The organism is Leptolyngbya boryana PCC 6306, from assembly GCF_000353285.1.
Taxonomy (GTDB): Bacteria; Cyanobacteriota; Cyanobacteriia; order Leptolyngbyales; family Leptolyngbyaceae; genus Leptolyngbya; species Leptolyngbya boryana.
The window spans coordinates 1,798,655-1,820,177 of the sequence record NZ_KB731324.1; the positions used below are offsets into that span (position 1 = coordinate 1,798,655).

16 protein-coding genes are annotated in these 21,523 nt (G+C 47.8%); 8 read left to right on the forward strand and 8 right to left on the reverse strand.

The features are described 5' to 3' along the window. Window positions 1-58: 58 nt before the first annotated feature. The 5 genes from LEPBO_RS0108935 to LEPBO_RS0108955 form a co-directional block, all read right to left on the reverse strand. Window positions 59-496 (reverse strand): ATP-binding protein, encoded by a 438-nt coding sequence (locus LEPBO_RS0108935; protein ID WP_017287215.1) that lies wholly within the window; start codon window positions 494-496, stop codon window positions 59-61. Between the two features lie 3 nt (window positions 497-499). Beyond that, a complete protein-coding gene (locus LEPBO_RS0108940; protein WP_017287216.1) occupies window positions 500-2,140 on the reverse strand; it encodes a SpoIIE family protein phosphatase in 1,641 nt (546 codons plus the stop codon). Window positions 2,141-2,259: 119 nt separating this feature from the next. Then, window positions 2,260-3,039 carry a hypothetical protein gene (locus LEPBO_RS36555; protein WP_017287217.1) on the reverse strand — a complete coding sequence of 260 codons (780 nt, stop codon included), beginning with the start codon at window positions 3,037-3,039 and terminating at the stop codon, window positions 2,260-2,262. Window positions 3,040-3,095: 56 nt separating this feature from the next. Continuing rightward, entirely contained in the window at window positions 3,096-3,830 is a 735-nt protein-coding gene (locus LEPBO_RS0108950) for a PIN domain-containing protein (RefSeq protein ID WP_225903958.1), read from the reverse strand. Continuing rightward, window positions 3,831-5,393 carry a site-2 protease family protein gene (locus LEPBO_RS0108955; RefSeq protein ID WP_017287219.1) on the reverse strand — a complete coding sequence of 521 codons (1,563 nt, stop codon included), beginning with the start codon at window positions 5,391-5,393 and terminating at the stop codon, window positions 3,831-3,833. A gap of 89 nt (window positions 5,394-5,482) precedes the next feature. On the opposite strand from LEPBO_RS0108955, the gene LEPBO_RS0108960 reads away from it, so the two are divergent. The 4 genes from LEPBO_RS0108960 (at window position 5,483) to LEPBO_RS0108980 (ending at window position 9,902) form a co-directional block, all read left to right on the forward strand. Further along, entirely contained in the window at window positions 5,483-6,622 is a 1,140-nt protein-coding gene (locus LEPBO_RS0108960; RefSeq protein WP_017287220.1) for a glycosyltransferase, read from the forward strand. A 99-nt stretch (window positions 6,623-6,721) separates the two neighbouring features. Beyond that, window positions 6,722-7,444, forward strand: a complete 723-nt coding sequence (locus LEPBO_RS0108965) for a sugar transferase (RefSeq protein WP_017287221.1) — start codon at window positions 6,722-6,724, stop codon at window positions 7,442-7,444. Window positions 7,445-7,858: 414 nt separating this feature from the next. Further along, window positions 7,859-8,935, forward strand: coding sequence for a GDP-mannose 4,6-dehydratase (gmd, locus tag LEPBO_RS0108975; RefSeq protein ID WP_017287223.1), 1,077 nt, complete (start codon window positions 7,859-7,861; stop codon window positions 8,933-8,935). A gap of 16 nt (window positions 8,936-8,951) precedes the next feature. Continuing rightward, window positions 8,952-9,902 carry a GDP-L-fucose synthase family protein gene (locus tag LEPBO_RS0108980; RefSeq protein WP_017287224.1) on the forward strand — a complete coding sequence of 317 codons (951 nt, stop codon included), beginning with the start codon at window positions 8,952-8,954 and terminating at the stop codon, window positions 9,900-9,902. Between the two features lie 4 nt (window positions 9,903-9,906). Here LEPBO_RS0108980 and LEPBO_RS0108985 read toward each other — a convergent pair whose 3' ends face one another. The 3 genes from LEPBO_RS0108985 to petH all read right to left on the reverse strand — a co-directional run bounded on the left by LEPBO_RS0108985 (window position 9,907) and on the right by petH (window position 15,411). Continuing rightward, window positions 9,907-11,376 carry a thioredoxin-like domain-containing protein gene (locus LEPBO_RS0108985; protein ID WP_017287225.1) on the reverse strand — a complete coding sequence of 490 codons (1,470 nt, stop codon included), beginning with the start codon at window positions 11,374-11,376 and terminating at the stop codon, window positions 9,907-9,909. A gap of 9 nt (window positions 11,377-11,385) precedes the next feature. Further along, the gene (locus LEPBO_RS43310) at window positions 11,386-13,977 is read right to left on the reverse strand and encodes a hypothetical protein (protein ID WP_192820015.1); all 2,592 of its coding nucleotides are present in this window, start codon (window positions 13,975-13,977) and stop codon (window positions 11,386-11,388) included. A gap of 192 nt (window positions 13,978-14,169) precedes the next feature. Next, entirely contained in the window at window positions 14,170-15,411 is a 1,242-nt protein-coding gene (petH, locus tag LEPBO_RS0108995; RefSeq protein ID WP_026148517.1) for a ferredoxin--NADP reductase, read from the reverse strand. Between the two features lie 483 nt (window positions 15,412-15,894). Between petH and LEPBO_RS0109000 the strand changes: the two genes are divergently transcribed. The 4 genes from LEPBO_RS0109000 (at window position 15,895) to LEPBO_RS0109015 (ending at window position 21,264) form a co-directional block, all read left to right on the forward strand. Then, complete coding sequence (locus LEPBO_RS0109000; protein ID WP_017287228.1) at window positions 15,895-16,905, forward strand: phosphoribulokinase; 1,011 nt, start codon at window positions 15,895-15,897, stop codon at window positions 16,903-16,905. Window positions 16,906-16,916: 11 nt separating this feature from the next. Continuing rightward, window positions 16,917-17,060, forward strand: a complete 144-nt coding sequence (locus tag LEPBO_RS43960) for a hypothetical protein (RefSeq protein WP_017287229.1) — start codon at window positions 16,917-16,919, stop codon at window positions 17,058-17,060. Between the two features lie 231 nt (window positions 17,061-17,291). Beyond that, on the forward strand, window positions 17,292-18,029 hold the full coding sequence (locus tag LEPBO_RS41715; RefSeq protein WP_017287230.1) for a hypothetical protein: 738 nt from the start codon (window positions 17,292-17,294) through the stop codon (window positions 18,027-18,029). A gap of 118 nt (window positions 18,030-18,147) precedes the next feature. Beyond that, window positions 18,148-21,264 carry a valine--tRNA ligase gene (locus LEPBO_RS0109015; protein ID WP_017287231.1) on the forward strand — a complete coding sequence of 1,039 codons (3,117 nt, stop codon included), beginning with the start codon at window positions 18,148-18,150 and terminating at the stop codon, window positions 21,262-21,264. The last annotated feature ends 259 nt before the right edge of the window (window positions 21,265-21,523 follow it).

Genomic DNA, 21,523 nt, shown 5'->3' on the forward strand with positions numbered 1-21,523 from the left:
TGCTCGATCGGTGCGAGTGGAGTCGAGTTGAACCTTATCTTGAAGCTCAAAATTGAGATTATCTAGATGATTGTGCTGACATTTCTAGCAGATTGGCTTGAAGTTTCAAACAATTCCGCCCATTGACCTGAAGCTGATATTCCACCCGATCCATCAGTCGATTTAGAATCAGCCAGCCATAGCCATGCTCCTGCATCATTTCAGGAGATGGAGCCAAATAGCTTGAAATGTCAAACCCCTGTCCGTGATCCCAGATTTCGATCGCTAAATCTCGATCTCTCAATTCCAATCGCACCACGACCGGAAGATCCGGTTGATTGCGGTGGGCATGCCGCACCACATTTGAGTAAGCCTCAACCAAAGCCAACCGTAGCCGACTCGATTGTCGTGTCCAATCAATTTGGTCGCCAATTTCAATTTTGAGACTCTCTAATAGCCAGGATTCAACTACCGTGAGAAATCGCAAATCGCTCGGAACGTGAAGTTCAGTCTTCATGGGTTAGAGAACCTCCAGAGACAGAATCGTTTGATCATCTTCTTGAATCGCATTGTGCGCCTGAATTTGGGCAAGCAGCTGTTTGAGATCCAAACTTTCTCCCGCTTGCTGTAGTAACTTCCATAACCCGGTTTGTCGTAACATCGCCCTTGCGGGATCGCTCGCTAAATTGACTTCTCCTTCTGGTCGCACGGTTGCCTCAGTAATTCCATCGCTGGTTAATAATAAGATTTCTCCATCTTGAAGCAATCGTTTTCCGGCAATCGCGTTCCATTTCGGTAATATCCCTAGGGGAATGCCTCGGACTTTCAAATAAGTTGGCTCAATGGCTTGCGCGATCGTATGCTTTGACCAAACTAAGGGGTAGATATGACCTGCATTCGCATAAACTAATTGTCCGCTCGATCGGGTATATCGCGCCAAAACCATTGTAATAAAACAGTTTGTGCCCATTAAGTCTTGCGAGAGAATGCTGTTTAAATTTCGCATCACTTCATCTGGTTCTGGAGAAACTTCTTGTGACAATTCCCGCCGCAACACGGAAATCGCACTTGCCATAAACAGAGCTGCCGGAACTCCCTTGCCTGAGACATCGCCCACGGCTAGCCATAAATCGCCTTGGGGATGCTGATAGACTTCAAAAAAGTCTCCTCCAACTTCACGAGCGGGATGACAACAAGCTTGTACTTTAAGATTGTCTAATCGCGGAAGCGTCTGCCGCAGGAGATTGGTCTGAATCTGGCGTGCGACTTCTAACTCGGCTCGAATTTGTTCCGCTTGCTCCTGAGTTCGACGATAGAGTCTTGCTTGAGAAATCGCCAAGGCTGCTTGCTCTGTGACGACTTCGATCAGTTCTAAGTCTTCTGTTGACCAGAATGGCTGATCGGATTCTCGATGCAGAGACAGAATCGCGAGGAGGTCTTTTTGGTAGCGCAACGGCAGCACAAAATGCGGTGGGTTTTGGCTCTTCATTCTGGCTGTGCTATCGTGCAGTACGATTTGTACCAGGTCTGAAGTGCGATCGTCTTCACAACTCTTGAAGGGCACATTCACTGCACAATACATGGCTGAATTGGATTTCAACCGTTCACCTTCGACTGGATGTAACATGCAGCAACTTGCCTCAAAGGTCAGCCCGATCGTTTCCACGATCGTGTGCAGCATGTTTTGATAATCCAGCGATTCGCGAATCGCGGTTGTAATGGCATTCAACGACGATTCGCGTCTGAGTGCCCGTCGTAAATCCGCTGTGCGCTGTTTTAGCACTTGATAGGTCTCAGCCGCCTGCTCGACAACGACTTGAAGCTGTTGAGACTTCCAAGGCTTGGTGATGTATTTGAATACTTTGCCAGAGTTAATGGCATCGACGAGATCTTCGACATCGGTATAGCCCGTTAGCACAATCCGAATCGTGTCCGGAAAGCGATCGACGGTTCGACTGAGAAACTCAGTTCCCAGCATTTCTGGCATTCGCTGATCTGAAATAATAATTGCGACTTCGCCTTGTTCATCAAGGACTTTGAGCGCTTCGATCGCGCTTTCCGCCCGAATCACGTCGAAGTCTCGCCGGAAGGTACGGTAAAGCAGATCGAGATTATCCGGCTCATCATCCACGATCAACAGCTTGAGTTTTTCTCGCCTCATGCGTTTCCTCGAATGCCGTATAAAGTCTTTATGAAACGTACCCGGGGAATTCGGGGAACTAACAGGGGGGAGATAGGGGAATTTGCGGAAAGTGGGGAGTAGGGAGTGGGGGAGTGGGGTTATTTGAGGGCGTTCCAGGCTTGAATGATGGTTTGGAGCGATCGCGGTAAGTTTTCTTGCTCAATGTCCGCATACTGAACGGTTCCTACGGGACTGGCTAAAGTTACGATGAAGAAATCGGCGGCACCTTGAGGAGGAGAGTAAGTCTTGCGATTGAAATTCTGAAATTGTTCACGCTTCAACAGTTCGCGAAATTCTTCAACTTTTTGGGGTGTGATCTTCCAAGCTCGCAGTGATGCTGATGAAGAAGCGCTTTGAGTTCGTCGTGGATCTCCCCCCATATCAATGGCTTGCTGCATTGTGCCATCGCTCAACAAAATGGTGTCATACGTTTGACCTGCAAATCCGCCGCTCATGCGCGATCGAAACACAACATTCTTGGGTAGAAGTTCGGACGGTTGAGATTCAGCGAGTCTGAGCAATCGACCTTGCAAATCTGTGTGATAAACCCACGTTTGATTCTGATGAGCAACCACAACTTTCCAGCCTTCAATGAGTTGTTGGGTGCAAAATTCATCTGTTTTTGGCAATTCGAGACAGCCATCTCCCCAAGTTTTGCGTTCTGCTTGCATGACCCTCAACTCAGTTGTGGGAATTCCAACTCGGCGTGCTAGATCTTTTCGCACTCGCCAACTCAATGTTTTTGGATAAGCAGTGGTCAGCAGGACTGTCGGATGACGTATTGGGGCGGCAGAGGCTTGCAAAAGCGGAATGCCACTACCAAGAGATAAGGCACTCATCAAGACGATCGCAGAAATGATCTGAACAGGGGAACGCATAAACACTCGCAGAGGGCTTCATGGAGAGAGGACGCGCGGATGCGATCACAAGTTACTTACTGATTTTGCTCTGAGGTAGAGGGAAGTTGCTGGATGAAAGGCTGGGCAAAACACCATCCCAACGTTAAGCCACTCAGAATTAAAATCAGAGGCAGCAGTGGCAATACGCGATCGCGCCACGTAGAGTGATACACAGGCTGAGAAGAGAACTTCGGATAATTTGAGGTCAAGAATGGGCGTAAGTGTCTGTGATTTCCAGCACTCAGTAGTTGGAGGGAATGCGACTGCATCGATCGCACATGCTGAATTACAACAGGCGGCTGGCGTTTCGTGCGGCTCCAAGTCAGGAAAGTACTCACTGGAACGCCAGTGAGATTATCCAGACGCAGGGCGTGAAGTTGTTGAAGCAAAGCTCGATCGTTCGATACCACTACGACTAATTGCCTGGGACTCGATTGCGCTAATGACTCGGCTGAGTTGCGCACATCGATGGCGAGTCTGGCGCGTCTCGTGAATGGGCGCTGTGTGTCGGCGGGAATGGGCGATCGTGCCAGGTACCAATCGCCTTCTAACATCAATCGGCAATATTCCCGCGCAATTTTTGATTCGGCTGTGTCGCTCCGATGACCTGCCCAAGCTTCTAACTCTTGATGAACTGCCTCTGGTACAAAACAGCGACCCATCGGGCTAAATTCCAGCCACTCATAGGGTTTACAGGCGAAGAGTGTATTGAGGTCGATGAGCAAGAAAATTTCAGGGGCATCCAACATAATCTGGGGCAGGTGAAACAACTAGCCGCCAATGCCTAGGCGACCGGCGAGACTTGGGGTCAGTGGGAGAAGAATCATCAGCATGAGAAACAGCACAACTAAGGCAATCCCGGCACGGGCATCATCGGGTTCAGTCAGTTCGTTGAGACTGGGACGTTCTGGTGTGCGTTGTAAAACAACAATCACGATCGCCCAATATAACGCTAGCGGATTGACAAACGAAGCTAATCCCAAAATAATGATCGTCGCGACTGTAGCGCGAGCCGCAATCTTGCGTCCATAGATGGCTTGTACAATCCGACCGCCGTCGAGCTGTCCTGCGGGCATGACATTAATGGCCGTCACGACTAAGCCAATCCAGCCCAGTACCACCAAGGGGCTGACTTCAACAATCGATCGCTGAATCTCCGCTCCCATAATTACACGCGCCAAGGTTCCAACCAAGATCGATCCTTCAAAGAATTGTGTCGGAACTTTAAACCCACTGCCTTCATGCGACATCAGCAATCCAGCAATTAACATCCCGAATGCAACGGCTCCACCAGCGAGCGGCCCTGCAACTGAAATATCAAATAACGTCGATCGATTAGGCAACAACGACGCGAATTTGGTAATCGCTCCGAACGAGCCAATCTGCCAGGTGGGAATAAAAAACGGCAAATTTAATTTGATTTGGTAACGTTTTGCGACAATCCAATGCCCAAATTCATGCGCTAACAAAACCGCTAGAATCCCTATGCTAAACGGCAGTACTTCTGCGTATCGCTCTGGAGAACCGTAAAAATCAAATCCGAGTAAAATGCCCCCTGTTTCTAAACTTGCAGCGATCGTGGCAAGAAACAGCACGATCGACAATAAAGTTTGTGTTAACGTCAACGGCTTCGGGTCGTTTTTGCTCGGTAACACGACGACGACAGGCTTTTCTTCCTGATTTTCGATGAGGAATAACCGATAGCGATCACCGACTTGGGCTTTCAAATTCTCGGTTAGTTTTGCATGGGTAGAGTCTGGATCGCCGCGCAAATTCCCTTTGAAAATTGCGCCATCTTGATATGAAATCGTTTCAGTTAAAAAGTAAGTATCAATGCCAAAAATACTTTTAATGGCTTGGAGATCTTCATTCGGAATCGATAGGCTCTCAGGTGGAATCATGACTGGCGCTTCAGTCGCGTCATCCGATTTAGGAAAAGCAGACTCGATCGCGACTTTCGCTGCTGCTCTTTGTGCCAAGAATTCCTGCCCTTCGGCTCTCAGCTTTCGCCCAATCCAGATATAAATTCCCGTCGAAATCACAAACAGCAGGAGCATTCCCGCCAAATTGAGATAAATTCCTGCCGAAAATAAGCCGAAAAAAATAATCCACGGAGACATCAGTACTACAGACTGAAACCAAGCCAGAATGCCAAGTTTGCCGTAAGGACGAGCACGATTAAATCCTACGGCTAAAATTCCTAAAGCCACTAATACGGCAAGTGCAGTAATCATCTCAACCCCCAAACTCGATCGCACAATTGCATGGAACACTACAAGATCGACGATATACGACTTCTCGTACCCTAGCGAGTTCTCATTCGCTAAGCCCATCACTTTGATCTACTCTACAATGCAATCTCAGACAGTCTGCACTCATAAATAACGATAGAATCTGTGCCAGAGATGAGAAATACGCGATCGTGAATTTAAAGTACGCCCTAGTCCATGAGTGGCTGACCCCTAAAGCAACAGGCGGATCAGAACTCGTCGTTCAAGAAATTCTCAAACATATTGATGCCGATCTCTATGCCTTGATCGATTTTGAATCGGTCAATCCCAACAGCTATCTCTATCGGCGGAAAATCGGAACTACCTTTTTGCAGCATTTTCCCTTCGCCAAAAACGGGGTGCAAAAATATTTGCCGTTTTTACCGATCGCGATCGAACAACTCGATCTCCACGAATACGACGTTATTCTCTCGTCGTATCATGCTGTTGCCAAGGGCGTAATCACCTCTCCCCATCAACTGCACATTTGCTACTGTCACGCTCCCATGCGGTATGTCTGGGATATGACGTTTGAATATCTCCGCAATAGTCGGGTTGGGCATGGAATTGCGGGAATTTTCACGCGATATCTTTTGCATCAATTACGACAATGGGATGTCATCTCATCGAATCGAGTGGACTATTTCATTGCCAATTCTCACCATACCGCGCGCAGAATTTGGCGATGTTATCGACGATCTGCTGAAGTGATCTATCCGCCAGTTGAAGTCGATCGCTTCTCTTATGAACCGCAAAAACAAGATTATTACCTGACTGTTTCAAGGCTGGTTGGCTATAAAAAAATACCCCTAATTGTTCAGGCATTTAATCAACTCGATCTTCCCTTAGTTGTGATCGGTAGCGGCGCAGAATTGTCAACAATTCAGAAGATTGCAAAACCGAATATCAAAATTTTAGGATGGCAGCCCGATGACGTTGTAGAGCAATATATGAAACAAGCAAAAGCGTTTGTCTATGCTGCCTACGAAGATTTTGGAATTGCCCCGGTCGAAGCGCAAGCCTGTGGTACGCCTGTTATTGCCTATGGTGCGGGTGGAACGGCTGAAACTGTGAGAGACTTACGAGAATACCAATCTCAAGGTACAGGAATTCTGTTTCCAAATCAGACAGAAGCCGCGATCGTCGAAGCCGTTCAAGCGTTTGAACAGCATCAGGCAATCTTTCAGCCCGAAGCTTCGAGATCATTTGCCATGAACTTTCACCCGGATATTTTCAAACAACGATATCTTGATTTCATCGATCGAGCTTATCGAGAATTTCAATCTCGTTGAAAATACTCGCCGAATTGGGGAGCAAATTTAACGCGAAACGAGTCTATGGCTTTATGATCAGGACTGTGTGTGTGTGGTGTGGAAAAAGTAAGGAGTAAGATGACTGCCGATAGCCAATTTGTTCCCGGCAAGCGGATTCGGTCAATCTTCAAGCGTGGTAAGCCGATTGGTAAACCGTCAATTTTCAATACTCGGAATGCGCTTGAAACCGATTTTGCCAAACGTCTGTTTGATATCGTATTTTCGCTGTCCGTTCTGATTCTTTTCTCTCCGGTCTATTTCATCTTGGCATTGTTGATTGCTCTGAGTTCTTCAGGGCCGATCTTTTATGTCCAAGAGCGAGTTGGAAAAGATTTCAAGCGCTTCGGCTGCATCAAATTTAGAACAATGGTGAGAAACGCGGATGAAGTGCTGATGGATCTAATCAGCACCTCCCCACAAATGCGCGAAGAATTTGAAACGACGTTCAAACTGAAATCTGATCCACGCATTACCTGGATCGGCAAGTTCTTACGAATTACTAGCCTGGACGAGTTTCCCCAGTTTTGGAATGTCTTGGTCGGAGACATGAGTGTTGTCGGTCCACGCCCGCTTGTCGTCGAAGAACTCCCCAAATACGGCGCTCATATCGATAAAGTCTTAACGATTCGCCCAGGAATTACCGGCTTGTGGCAAGTGTCGGGTCGTAATGATATTCCCTACCCGCAGCGGGTTCGCATTGATGTCTATTATGCGAGCTGTCACAATTTTCTGCTCGACCTCTGGATCATTGTCAAAACGATCGGAGTCGTTGTCTTTCCGAAAAATAACGGAGCGTATTAAGCCGTTTGGCGTTCAAACTTGCGAAATTGAGTCGAGTAATCCGGATTACGTGAATCATCTCCGTAATGGTTAGCAGTTTGGCGAGTTCGCATCCTTTCCATTTTCGAGTTGGAAGCGATTGAGTTCTGATGCCATATCGATGACTCCATCAACGAATTGTGACTGGGATAAATTGTGACTGAAGCGGCTGAAGCTTCTAAAATTTAGCGAATCTTATTCTAAGTCCATGGTTCTTTCACAGACAAGTTGAACCTTTTGCTGTAAGGTTGGGTGTTATTTTGGTGTTATTTGCGCTGCACTTAGGGTTAACTAGGTACAGCTTGTTTCGTGCGCCGAAAATGGCGATCGAGCGCAACAACCCAGGTTTAATTGATGTCCAGCAGTTTCTGTAATTGCAGGTGAGGAAAGTAAAGAATGACGCAACGTAAACGCGCACTGGTAACGGGTATCACGGGTCAAGATGGTTCCTATCTAAGTGAACTTTTACTCGAACAAGGGTATGAAGTCCACGGAATTATCCGAAGAACTTCGACGTTTAATACCGATCGTATCGATCACATTTACGAAGATCCTCATGTTGAAGGCGCACGCCTCTTCCTGCACTACGGGGATTTGACCGATGGTACGACGTTCCGGCGCATTCTTGAAGAAGTGAAGCCTTCGGAAGTGTATAACTTAGGGGCGCAGTCTCATGTTCGCGTCAGTTTTGATGCTCCAGAATATACGGCTGATGCGGTTGGCATGGGCGCGTTAAGAATTCTCGAAGCGGTTCGGGACTATCAACAACGGATTGGGGAACAAGTCCGCTACTACCAAGCGGGTTCTTCAGAAATGTACGGAAAGGTTCAGCAAGTTCCGCAAACCGAAGAAACACCGTTCTATCCTCGCAGTCCTTATGCGTGTGCAAAAGTATTCGCGCACTGGCAGACCGTGAACTATCGTGAGTCGTATGACATGTTTGCTTGTAATGGCATTCTGTTCAATCACGAGTCTCCACGCCGGGGTGAAACATTTGTGACCCGCAAAATTACTCGTGCCGTAGCACAAATCGTTGCAGGTCGTCAGAAGAAGCTGTTCATGGGTAACCTCGACGCAAAACGCGACTGGGGCTATGCGAAAGATTATGTGCGGGCAATGTGGTTAATGTTGCAGCAAGAGCAGCCAGACGATTACGTTGTAGCAACGGGTGAAACGCATTCAGTGCATGAGTTTCTAGATATTGCTTTCGGTCGCGTCAACTTAGATTGGAAGGACTATGTTGAATTTGACGAACGCTACTTGCGTCCGGCGGAAGTCGATCTCTTGATTGGCGATCCAGCGAAGGCGAAGAAACAGTTGGGTTGGGAACCTTCTGTAACGTTTGAAGAGTTGGTGCATCTGATGGTGGATGCTGATCTGCAAGCTTTGGGAATCAGTACCCCTGGTAATGGGCACGCGAAGGTAGCAGATTATGCAACTGTTCGCCAGAACCTCGCTGGAGTCTCTTTCTAAGCAAGGAAATTAAGTCATGACCTCAACAACGTTTGATCTTCACAATAAGCGCATTCTGGTTACAGGTGGAGCAGGATTCTTGGGTCGCCAAGTGGTTCGTCAGTTGTGCGAATCGGGGGCTGACCCACAAAAAATTACCGTGCCGCGATCGCATGATCTCGATCTTCGCAAGATGGAAAATTGCCAACGAGCGGTTGATCAACAAGATGTCGTGGTGCATTTGGCGGCACATGTTGGGGGCATCGGGCTAAATCGCGAAAAACCTGCTGAGTTGTTTTACGACAACTTGATGATGGGAACGCAATTGATTCATGCTGCTTACGAAGCAGGGGTACAGAAGTTTGTCTGTGCAGGAACGATTTGTGCGTATCCCAAATTCACACCTGTTCCGTTCAAAGAAGATGATATCTGGAACGGTTATCCAGAAGAGACGAATGCGCCGTATGGTGTCGCGAAGAAAGCGCTTTTAGTGCAACTTCAGTCGTATCGTCAACAGTATGGATTTGATGGCATTTATCTACTGCCTGTAAATCTGTATGGGCCGGAGGACAATTTTGATCCGAGCAGTTCACATGTCATTCCTGCTTTGATTCGGAAGGTCTATGAAGCTCAACAAGCGGGTGCGGCGACGTTACCCGTTTGGGGAGATGGTAGTCCGACGCGTGAGTTTCTCTATGTAGATGATGCGGCGCGGGGGATTACAACTGCGCTTCAGCATTACAGTGAGTGCGAGCCTGTGAATTTAGGCACGGGTTATGAGATCTCGATTCGGGATTTGATTACGTTACTCTGCGATTTGATGGAATTTAAGGGCGAGATCGTTTGGGAAACGGATAAGCCGAATGGTCAGCCTCGTCGCTGTTTGGATACGCAGCGGGCGAAGGAGAAGTTTGGATTCTCAGCTCAGGTGAGCTTTGAGGAAGGACTGAAAAAGACGATCGATTGGTATCGCCAAAATCCTCAGTAAGTTTCTATTCACCTTGTTCATGGGGGCGCTCTTTGGAGTCCCCCTTTTTTAGTGCTGAAATGTAGTGCGGAAAGCAGACGGTTGGAGCACAGAGACTTGGAAAGTCGATCGATGAAATTTCCAAAGTTTTCAAATCAATTTTCCGAATCGCATGATGATTCGTATCTGCAATAAATAAGTGCGTTGCAGTTGCGCTAATTCCAGATGGTTCAGAAAACGATTCTGTGAAAACGGTTTGACAAAATCCATCGGAATTGATGCGCTTGATTTTGTGATTGTAAGTATCTGCAATCCAAAGTTCTGCTGCGAATTCGACATCTAAACAATGTTGTAATCGAGCCTTTTCCCCGATGCTATCAACATCACCGAAGTTATACAAATCTCCACCACCGCAAACTGTTTTCACTTGAGAAGTTTCTAAATCAATTGATCGAATCGAACTTGTTTCACTGTCGGCAATCCATAATTCTTTTCCATTTGTCGTAATCCCACTCGGTTGAGCAAAAGCCGCTTCTTGAATGGCTCCATCAAAACTGGCTTCGGCTCCAGTTCCGGCAAAAGTTTGAATTACATCGTCTTGCATTTCCCAAATCTGATGTGCGCCTGCCATCGCGATAAATAAGCGATCGCCGTTCCACACTAAATCCCAAGGTGAATTCAGATCCACTTCTAAAGCTTTGCCACCATGCGGATAGATTGTTTTGCTTTGATTGCCAGTTCCAGCGATCGTCGAGACAATTCTCTTCTCTAAATCAATACAGCGAATTGCATGATTTCCAGTGTCAGCAACATAGAGAATATTTTGGTGAATCGTCATTCCCTGTGGATTTGAGAATTGCGCCTCATCAAATGAACCGTCTTTTAAGCCTGAAAAACCTGTGCCAATAATGTCTAAGACTTCACCTTCAAAGGTTGTAACGACAATTCGATGATGTCCTGAATCGGCAATGAATAAGCGATCGCTCGCCAAAACTTTTCCCGGAAAAGCTAATGGCAAAATTGGCATTTCCTCTAACTCAAACTGAATGTCTTTTGGCTCGATTCCGTTTACTAATTCGCCAATCAGTTGATCGAGTAATTCTCTTCTGCCTTCTCCAGCGATCGTTCTTACAATTCGCCCATTTGCGTCAATCAAAACGAAGGTTGGATAAGCGCGAACAGCATAAGACTCCCAAACTTGAAAATCGCGATCGACTAAGACCGGATGCGTAATTTCATAGCGCAAAATGGCTTGGCGAATATTCTTGATCGAGCTTTCATTCTCGAATTTTGCGGAGTGAATGCTGAGGATAGTTAAGAGATCGTGATACTTATCTTCCAAATATTTCAAATCCGGCAGGCTGTGAATGCAATTAATACAGCCATACGTCCAGAAATCTAGCAAAAGAATGCGTCCCCTAAACTCTTTGAGAGACAGAGGACGCTGAACATTTAACCAAGTGAGATTTTTCGGAAACTCCGGTGCGCGAACCATGAGCGTGTTTTATTCTGCGTTTCCTTCTGACGATAGCGCAGGTGCAGCAACACGAGGCTTCAGAGGCATACCGAGACGACGCTCAAGCTCAGTCTGAGGCTCAAAGTCTGAAGGGGCAGCAGGTTCTGCCTCGGTTACGGGCGGTTCTACTTTCTCCACGACTGGCGGTTCAACAGGTTTGGGAACTGCCTGACGCAATTTTTCCAAAGGATTCAGCTTGGGTTCGGGTTTAACTTCTTCAGCAGGCTTTGTTTCTAGAACGACTGGAGGTTCGACTGCTGGAGCAGAAACGGCATCAGGAACTGGAGTTGGGCTTGGAGCAACAATGATGGGTTTCGGCTCAGGGCGTTTGAAGCGATCGAATGGATTGACCTTCGGTGCCGCTTTCACTTCTGGAGTAAGTTCAACAGGTTTCGGTTCCTCAACTGGCGTTTCTTTCACTTCTGGAGCAGTCTCAACGGGTTTCGGTTCCTCAACGGGTGCTACTTCGACTGGAGCAGGTTTGGGTTCTGGACGCTTGAAGCGATCGAAGAAACTCGATTTTGGTTTCTCTTGAACTACTGGAGCTGGAGAGACTTCAATTGCTTCAGGTTCTGCTTCAACGGTTGATGGTTCCTCAACAGGCTTCGGTTCTTCAACGGGCGTTACTTCGACTGGAGCAGGTTTGGGTTCTGGACGCTTGAAGCGATTGAAGAAACTCGATTTTGGTTTCTCTTGAACTGCTGGAGCCGGAGCGACCTCAATTGCTTCGGGTTCTGCTTCAACCGTTGGCGTTTCTTCAACGATTGGAGCCGTTTCTTCAACGGGCGCTACTTCGACCGGATTAGGTTTGATTTCTGGGCGCTTAAAGCGATCGAAGAAGTTTGATTTCGGTTTTTCTTGGACTGCCGGAGCAGGCGAAACTTCAATTACTTCAGGTTCTGCTTCAACTGTTGGTGGTTCTTCAACAGGTTTCGGTTCTTCAACGGGCGCTACTTCGACTGGAGCGGGTTTGGGTTCTGGACGCTTAAAGCGATCGAAGAAGTTCGATTTTGGTTTCTCTTGAACTGCTGGAGCAGGCGCAACTTCGACAGGTTCCGGGATTGTTTCGACGGGTGACGGCTCGATTGTTGGTACTTCCGTTGGAGCTGGAACGACTGGAACGATCGGCGGTTGAGTGCGATTAAAGAATCCACCTGGCGCAGGGCTAGTCTTCACAGGCGGAACTTCAATTGGCGTTAAAACTTCCGGCTCTTCTGCCTTCACTTCTGGTTCTGTGATGACTTCCGGTGCAGGACTCGGTTCAGGCGGAACGGCTGGAGCTTCGGGGCGTTTAAAGCGATTAAAGAATCCACCTTTAGGTTTCTCTGGCACTTTAGGAGTCTCAGGGGCGACCATGACTGGTTCCTCGGGTTGAGACACTTCTGGCTCGATCACTTCCGGTTCGGAAACTTCGGGTTCTACAACGGCAGGAGCTTCAACGGCTGGTTCCGGTTTCGTAGGTTCAGACCGTTTGAATCGATTAAAGAATCCACCTGCGGGTTTTTCAGCTTCTTTCGGTTTTGGAGCTTCCTCAACAGGCTTGGGTTCTTCAATTGCCTTCGGTTCTTCAACAGGCTTGGAGAATTCTGGTTCAGGAACAGGGACAACAACAGGCGGAATTACGGGTGCAGGTTCTGGAGTTGGAGCAACTTCAGGCGCTTTGGCTGCGGGTTTAAAGGTTGGATCAACGATCGATGCCGCCTCTGCAAACGGAATTTCACCGCGAACCAATCTTGACAGCGGATCTTTCCCGTTCGGCTCATAGGTGAAGACGCGAGCCGTATTGTTATACACATTGGCAACGGGATTGCCTTTGTCGTCAACGTACTCCAGTTGTACCCAGTTTTTGCCAGGTTTAAAGCCTTGGAGATAGATCGGTTGCCAGCGATCGACGGTAAAACTATCGCCATTGACCGTTACTTTGACTTTCCAATCCGACACATCATCTTTATCGTCTTCCTGAGCGACCAGATGCAACGGAGCATTCGTTAAATAGAAATCTAATAAGATCGGCTCTGCGCCATAGGTCGCTTGCGGTCGGTTATAAGTTAAAAGCGGTAATTTTGGATCAGGATTATTGGTTGGCGTTTTCGTAAACACATGGAAAGTCGTCTGAGCAAATGCTCCGTCATTCTTAAAGCTTTCGTGCCAAGGACGACCCGCAAAGACTCGCAAAGTATGGGTTCCGGCCGCTAAATCCTTGAAAATGAGCGGCTGACTCGTATCGTAAACCGCTTGGTACGGCTGATCGTCAAGAAAGACGTGCAAATGCGACCCTAGCCCAAATTTCTCGTCTTTGCGCAGCGGCAAGTCTTTGACATTCAGCTTCACCGAAACGGTATTGTCTTGCAGCACCTCATTTTGACGAGGAGATACGATCGAGACTTGAGGCTGATATTGATCAGTCAGATCGTGCAACTGCTGAATTACATCAGGCGGCGACACTTCTGAAATCTTGCCTGCTAGCTTAGTTGAAGAGGCAGCAAACGCAGGGGCTGTCCCCCAATTCAACAACATTGCCAACACGAATGAGACTGAAAGAGTTTTAGCCGTCCCTCGCCAGCGCATGATCCCTAACACCAGTACTCTCCTAACATCAAATCACGCTTTCCCTTCGGCACTATAGCGGAAAATCTGGTAGATCAGAACGCGATCGTGATGAATCTCCACGGTGAGAGAAGTAGGGAGTAGGGAGTGGGGAGTGGGATCTCAACAAAAAACCGAGAAAACCTTTCAGTTTCCCCGGTTTCTTATGCTAAAAATTACAGAACTCTAGTACGTTTCAACGTGCCAGCGACCTGCTTTCTTCATCGCGCTGCGGAACTCTTTCCACTCCACGCCTTCTTTTGCAGCTTCAGCACCGAGAGCGGCATCAATGCCATCTTCCATGCCTTTCAGACCGCAAATGTAGGTATGAGTTTTCTCATCTTTCATCAGCTTGTACAACTCAGCCGCATTTTCAGCGACGCGGTCTTGAATGTACATTCTGCCGCCATCTTTATTCTGCTGCTCACGGCTGATTGCAGTCGTCAAGCGGAAGTTATTCGGATACTTCTGCGCCATCTCTTCAAGTTCGCCCTTGTAGAGAATATTTGCGCTGGTGGGAATCCCGAAGATCAACCAAGAGAAACCATTGAACTGATAGTTGGGGTTCGCTGCTCTCTCGTTATCTTTGAATTGCCGCCACAAGTATGCCCGCATCGGAGCAATCCCGGTTCCGGTTGCCATCATAATCACATTCGTATCGGTCTCTTCCGGTAAGAGCATTTCTTTTCCGGTCGGCCCTGTGATCTTCACATCTGCACCTGGCTCTAGGTTACAGAGATAGGTCGAACAAACCCCATAAACGGTTTCGCCTGTTTCAGGGTGCTTGTATTCGAGTTGGCGCACGCAAAGCGACACGGTTTTGTCATCCACATCATCGCCGTGGCGAGTCGATGCGATCGAATACAGTCTCAGCTTCTCTGGCTTACCATTCTTGTCAAGACCGGGAGGAATAATCCCAATACTTTGACCTTCTACATAAGTCAGATCGCCTGCTGAAATATCAAATTTGATATGACGTACAGTTCCAATTCCGCCTTCGCCTACTAATTCATCGTTAGAAATACATTTCCCGATAAACGGACTGTTCGGCTTGTAAATGTTGACTGGAACATCTGCGTGTTTTTTAGCCTTGGCTTGTGTCATCGGCTTAGATCCTGTTGAGCTGCTCGCAGAAGCATTTTCCTGCGCGATCGCAGGAGCTTTCTGTTCAACAGTAACGTTTCCAGTGCCACTGCCGTTTGCATCTAAAGGCTGAATGCTAACAATCGTGCCCCCCATTCGGGAGATCCGCTGCATAAACGAATTCATGCGGCTATAAGGGACATTAAAAAAAGTGCTCCCGCTTTTCCGAACCGTGGAACCTGAGGAACCGTCTGCGTCACTTTGACCCAAACCAATCACCTCATACCGAAAAACTCGGTTCCCCGATTGGGTGTTCGCAGCACCCGACGCGCTGGAATAATACATCGCTGTGTGTTTCTCCGACCTAATTTAGAATGAATTGTGCTGCAAGCTGCCCATGTAGATAAATATGCATGGTTTGGGGATCGATCGCAAACTTCCCCAACCTGCCAAGACCGTATCGGACGCGACAACTTCGCTACCGTCCCTACTTTACAGAGGCTTGGAACCGTTCGATCACTCTAAAATATAAAACTCAGATTAATCTTTTTAATTTCACAATAAAAAATAATTTCAAATTTTAAGTTCTTTTAAGCCTTGTCCGTGGGATCGCGATTTGGTAGAATCCCCTTAGCTGATAGTACTAAATACTTACGCTATGCCTTGAGCCTTTGCGGGGCTGCTTGCAGGGTGTTTTTTTGTGGCAATCGCTCTTGCCCAAAGACCCTTGTGCTGTGACTTGTGAGGGTAGAGTGCTATCGAGACAGTCCAGACTCTCCTGGCTGACCCAAAAAAACGTCGTTGACTTTTTGTTTTTAGAGGAAACTTATGACCAGTAAGCCAGACCGCGTGGTTCTGATTGGCGTTGCCGGAGACTCCGGGTGCGGTAAGTCCACGTTTCTGCGCCGAATCACAGATTTGTTTGGGGAAGATTTCGTCACCGTCATCTGCCTGGACGACTACCACAGTCTGGATCGGAAACAACGCAAGGAAACGGGCATCACTGCACTCAACCCAAAGGCAAATAATTTTGACCTGATGGCAGAGCAGATCAAAGCGCTCAAGAGTGGAGAAACCATCGATAAGCCGATTTACAACCATGAAACCGGGGAAATTGATCCACCTGAGAAGATCGAACCGAACCACATCGTTGTGATCGAAGGCTTGCATCCGCTGTATGACAAGCGCGTGCGCGACTTGATTGATTTCAGCGTCTATCTCGACATTAGCGATGAAGTCAAAATCGCTTGGAAGATTCAACGCGATATGGCTGAGCGTGGTCATAGCTACGAAGATGTGTTGGCACAAATTAACTCACGCAAACCGGACTTTGATGCGTACATCGATCCGCAGAAAGAGTTTGCAGATGTTGTGATTCAGGTGTTGCCGACCCAGTTGATCAAAGAGGACAAAGAACGGAAAGTTCTGCGTGTTCAAATGATTCAACGCGATGGCATTGAAGGCTACGACCCGGTTTATCTGTTTGATGAGGGTTCGACGATCGATTGGACTCCTTGTGGACGGAAGCTGACCTGTTCATATCCCGGCATCAGAATGCACTACGGACCGGATGTGTACTACAAGCACGGAGTTTCGGTGCTCGAAGTGGATGGTCAATTCGACAAGCTCGAAGAAGTCATCTACATCGAACAGCATTTGAGCAAGACTTCTGCGAAGTACAACGGGGAAGTAACCGAATTGTTGTTGCAACACCGTGAGTATCCTGGCTCTAACAATGGAACAGGCTTGTTCCAGGTGTTGACGGGTCTGAAGATGCGTGCAACGTACGAGCGTCTGACCAATCAAGCTGGTGCAACAAAAGTGCCTGCAAATGTCTAGAACCATTTGAAATGATGATGATGGGGCGCGAAATGCGTCCCTTTTTTGTCACTAAGATTTTCGGCGATCGTGCTCAAGCTGAGGTGACCGCACTCAATGTGTATAACGGATCAGTCTTGGTTAAGCATCCTGAAAAGTTAGGGCTTAAGTCTTGAGCGATTGCTTTGTTCTTGACTGAAGGGAAGCTGAAACGCGGCAATTCATTACGATCGACTAATCATTCTGATAAGTTCTGCTTCGGAATCTGATGCAATCTGAAGCAACGCTTTAATTTATAATGATCTCCTAAGAATCGTAATTTTCTAATTTACATACTGCGCCCTGGGTAAACTCTTCCGGTGGTTGGCACAGTGTAATTCTGTAAACAATATTGAGGTTATGGCGCGATGGCAACCAGCCGCAGAACTCAAACCAGTACTCGCAGGACCAGTAATCGACGCACTGCCGCGAAGGTCACAGAAACTCCTGAGAGTTCGGCTCCTGCTCCGGCTGAGACCCCAGAAGCGACTTCAGAATCTCCAAGTCCAGACGTTGGCGAATCGCTAGAAGTTAACGAACCGCCCATCGTCAGTGAACAACCCGAAGTCAGCGAACCGACTGACCCCATTTCAGAAACCGCTTTAGACAGCGATTTTCAAGAAGCATCCACAGAATCAACTCCAAAAGAATCAATCCCGGAGGAACCTCCTATGAGTAACGCAGACGTGATCGAAGCAACAGCAACTCCCGCTGAAGGAAACGGTAGCGCGATTGAAATTCGTAGCGATGTTCCCAGTCTCTCGATTTGGAATCGTCCCGTCATGCCCAGTGATATCGAAATTGTTGGCACCATTACTTCGTCCGGTGAACGCCCGATCGAAGCAAGCCATCTTGCAGTATTCGGCACGATTTTGAATGGTCGTCCCATTCTGGCAAGCAATTTGAAAGTCGCTGAAATGCTGCCTGGCAATCGTCCAATTTTTTACAGCGATTTCCATTCTGTCTCGGCATTGACCCTAGCGGGCGATCGTCCCGTGATGGCAAGCGCATCCGGCTTGATGCACGCTGAGAAGCTGCCGGGCGATCGACCGATTTTCACAAACGATGTTGACGATCCTTCGACGCTCATGGGCTTCATCGACTAGAGATTTCATTCAATCTGAATCGATGGGCGCTTCTGAAAAGGAGTGCCCATTTTTAACGCCTGCTCACGCTGAGAAGCGTTTATGATGGCTAAATGTCCCCGATTTTTTAAAACTTCTCATGATTGCCTCTCTCCCAACTCAATACAACGCAAGCACCACCGAAGCGAAATGGCAAAAGTTCTGGGAGGAAAATCAGGTCTTTAAGGCTGATCCGAGTCAACCTGGCGAGCCGTATTGTGTCGTGATTCCGCCACCAAATGTCACGGGTAGCTTACATATGGGTCACGCCTTTGAGAGTTCGCTGATCGATGTGTTAATTCGATATCAGCGGATGCTCGGTAAGAATACGCTGTGGCTACCTGGAACCGATCACGCGAGTATTGCGGTTCAAACGATTCTGGAGCGGCAATTAAAAGAAGAAGGTAAGACGCGCAATGATTTAGGGCGCGAGCAGTTTTTAGAACGTGCCTGGAAATGGAAAGCCGAATCCGGCGGCACGATCGTGAATCAACTTCGACGCTTAGGGGTGTCCGTCGATTGGTCGCGCGAACGATTCACGATGGATGAAGGGCTTTCGGCTGCGGTGTTAGATGCCTTCGTGAAGCTGCACGACGAAGGCTTGATTTATCGCGGTAATTATTTAGTCAACTGGTGTCCGTCCAGTCAGTCTGCTGTGTCGGATCTCGAAGTTGAAAATAAAGAAGTAGACGGGAATCTCTGGTACTTCAAATATCCGATCGTGGATGGAGACGGTTTTTTAGTTGTGGCAACGACTCGACCGGAAACGATGTTGGGAGATACAGCCGTTGCAGTGAATCCGAATGACGATCGCTATAAACATCTGATCGGTAAAACGCTGATCTTGCCGCTGGTGTATCGCGAAATCCCAATTATCGGAGATGATCACGTTGATCCAAGTTTTGGAACAGGTTGCGTAAAAGTGACACCTGCTCACGATCCAAACGATTTCGAGATGGGTCAGCGTCACAAATTGCCGTCAATCAACGTGATGAACAAAGACGGCACGATGAATGAGAACGCTGGAGAATTCCAGGGGCAGGATCGCTTCGTTGCTCGTAAAAATGTTGTCAAACGATTGGAAGAAGAAGGCTGTTTAGAGAAAATTGAGCCTTATAAGCACACGGTTCCGTACAGCGATCGCGGAAAAGTCCCGGTTGAACCGTTACTGTCAACGCAGTGGTTTGTCAAAATTGAACCGCTGGCGAGTCGAGCGTTATCGTTTTTAGATGATCAGACTTCTCCGAAATTTGTGCCCGATCGCTGGACGAAAGTGTATCGCGATTGGTTGGTGAGCTTGAAAGATTGGTGTATCTCGCGGCAGTTGTGGTGGGGACATCAGATTCCAGCCTGGTATGCAGTGAGTGAAACCAATGGCGAGATCACCGACTATACGCCGTTTATTGTGGCGAGATCTCAAGCCGAAGCGCAACAGAAAGCGATCGAGCAGTTTGGCGAATCGGTTCAGATTGAGCAAGATCCGGATGTGTTGGATACTTGGTTTTCTTCTGGATTGTGGCCTTTTTCGACGTTGGGCTGGTCGGATACCGATGCCGAGGATTACAAGCGCTACTATCCCACTGCCACGCTGGTGACAGGATTCGACATTATCTTTTTCTGGGTTGCCCGGATGACGATGATGGCAGGACATTTCACCGGACAAATGCCGTTTAAGGATGTCTACATTCACGGGTTAGTCCGGGATGAAAACAACAAAAAGATGTCGAAATCTGCCAACAACGGCATCGATCCTCTGATCTTGATCGATAAATATGGCACGGATGCGTTGAGATATACGCTCATTCGAGAAGTGACGGGGGCAGGTCAAGACATTCGCATTGCCTACGATCGCAAAACCGATGAATCCGAAACAGTTGAAGCCTCGCGCAATTTCACCAACAAACTTTGGAATGCGTCGCGGTTTGTCATGCTCAACTTGGACGGGAAGACTCCCGCTCAATTGGGTGCGCCTGATCAGTTGGAGTTGAGCGATCGCTGGATTTTGTCGCGATTTCATCAAGTGGCGCAGGATGTCCGAACCTCGCTCGATCGCTATGGGTTTGGAGAAGCTGCAAAGAGCCTTTATGAGTTCATTTGGGGCGATTTTTGCGACCAATATATCGAGCTTGTAAAATCGCGCTTACAAGGAGAGCCGACAACTTCGCGTTTGGCGGCTCAGCAAACTCTGGCGTATGTGTTGGAAGGAACGCTGAAACTCTTACATCCGTTTATGCCACACATTACCGAAGAGATTTGGCACACGCTGACTCAAGCGCCTGACACAGAATCGTTAGCGCTCCAACCTTATCCGAACCCAGACGTAAGTGCGATCGATGCCAACTTAGAGCGGCAGTTTGACCTGATTATCAACTCGATTCGCACAATTCGGAACTTGAGAGCCGGAGCGGAAATCAAGCCAGGAGCGAGAATCACGGTTGCGATGCAAACCGAAGATCCGCAAGAAAAGCAAACTCTGATTGCAGGACAGTCTTATATCAAAGACTTGGCAAGAGTTGAAACCTTGTCGATTACGAGTACGGCAGATCAGCCTGCTAGAACCGTATCTGCACCGAAAGCGAGTGCGATCGCGGACGATGCTCCAGTTTTAGTCATGGCTCTCGACATCGTTGGCTCCTTCATTGCTAAGAATCAGAACGTCTTGTTATCGCTGTTGCTGATTGGCTCGATTATTTTCGCCATTAAGATTGCTGCGACGGTCACAAGCGGAATTCACGAAATTCCATTGCTCGCACCATTCCTTGAAGTGGTTGGGATTATCTATACGATCTGGTTTACCAAAGCGCGACTCTGGAACAAAGACGATCGCCAAGTTTTCTTCAAGCAAGTGCAAACCTTTACTCGTGAAGTGATTGGAGAACCTGCGCCAATCGTCGCAGTTGCACCCGCTGAAGAACCGCAGATCTCGGAAGCAGCGGATAATGTCGAAACAGATGATGTTCAAACGATCGTCGGGGTTACTGGAACTGTGAAAATCTCGATCCCTCTGGCTGGACTGGTCGATTTTGAAGCGATGAAAGCTAAGATTGAGCGGGATTTGAAGAAAGTCGATGCCGAGATTCAATCTTTGAGGGGACGCTTGAGTAATCCGAAATTTGTGGATAAAGCACCGCCTGAAGTTGTGCAATCAAATCGCGATGCATTAGCCGAAGCAGAAAAGCAGGCAGAAATTCTCAAGTCGAAGCTCGATCGCCTATAAATTTATCAATTCTTAATTTTTCAACAAGAGACGCTGAAATCTAGCGTCTTTTTTTTTAATTCGATGAGGCAGGGAGAATGAGCATCGCCAGAGAAAACGGAAAAGTTATACTGTCATGTTAGGTACAGATAGTGGAAGCACCCGGGTTATAACGGAGGCAGTTCAATAACGGTACTTATCAGGTCAGTGCACCTACGGGCGATGAAACGGGGATACAGCGTAGTATGTTGTCGAATCAGCCCAGGCAGCATCTCCAGCG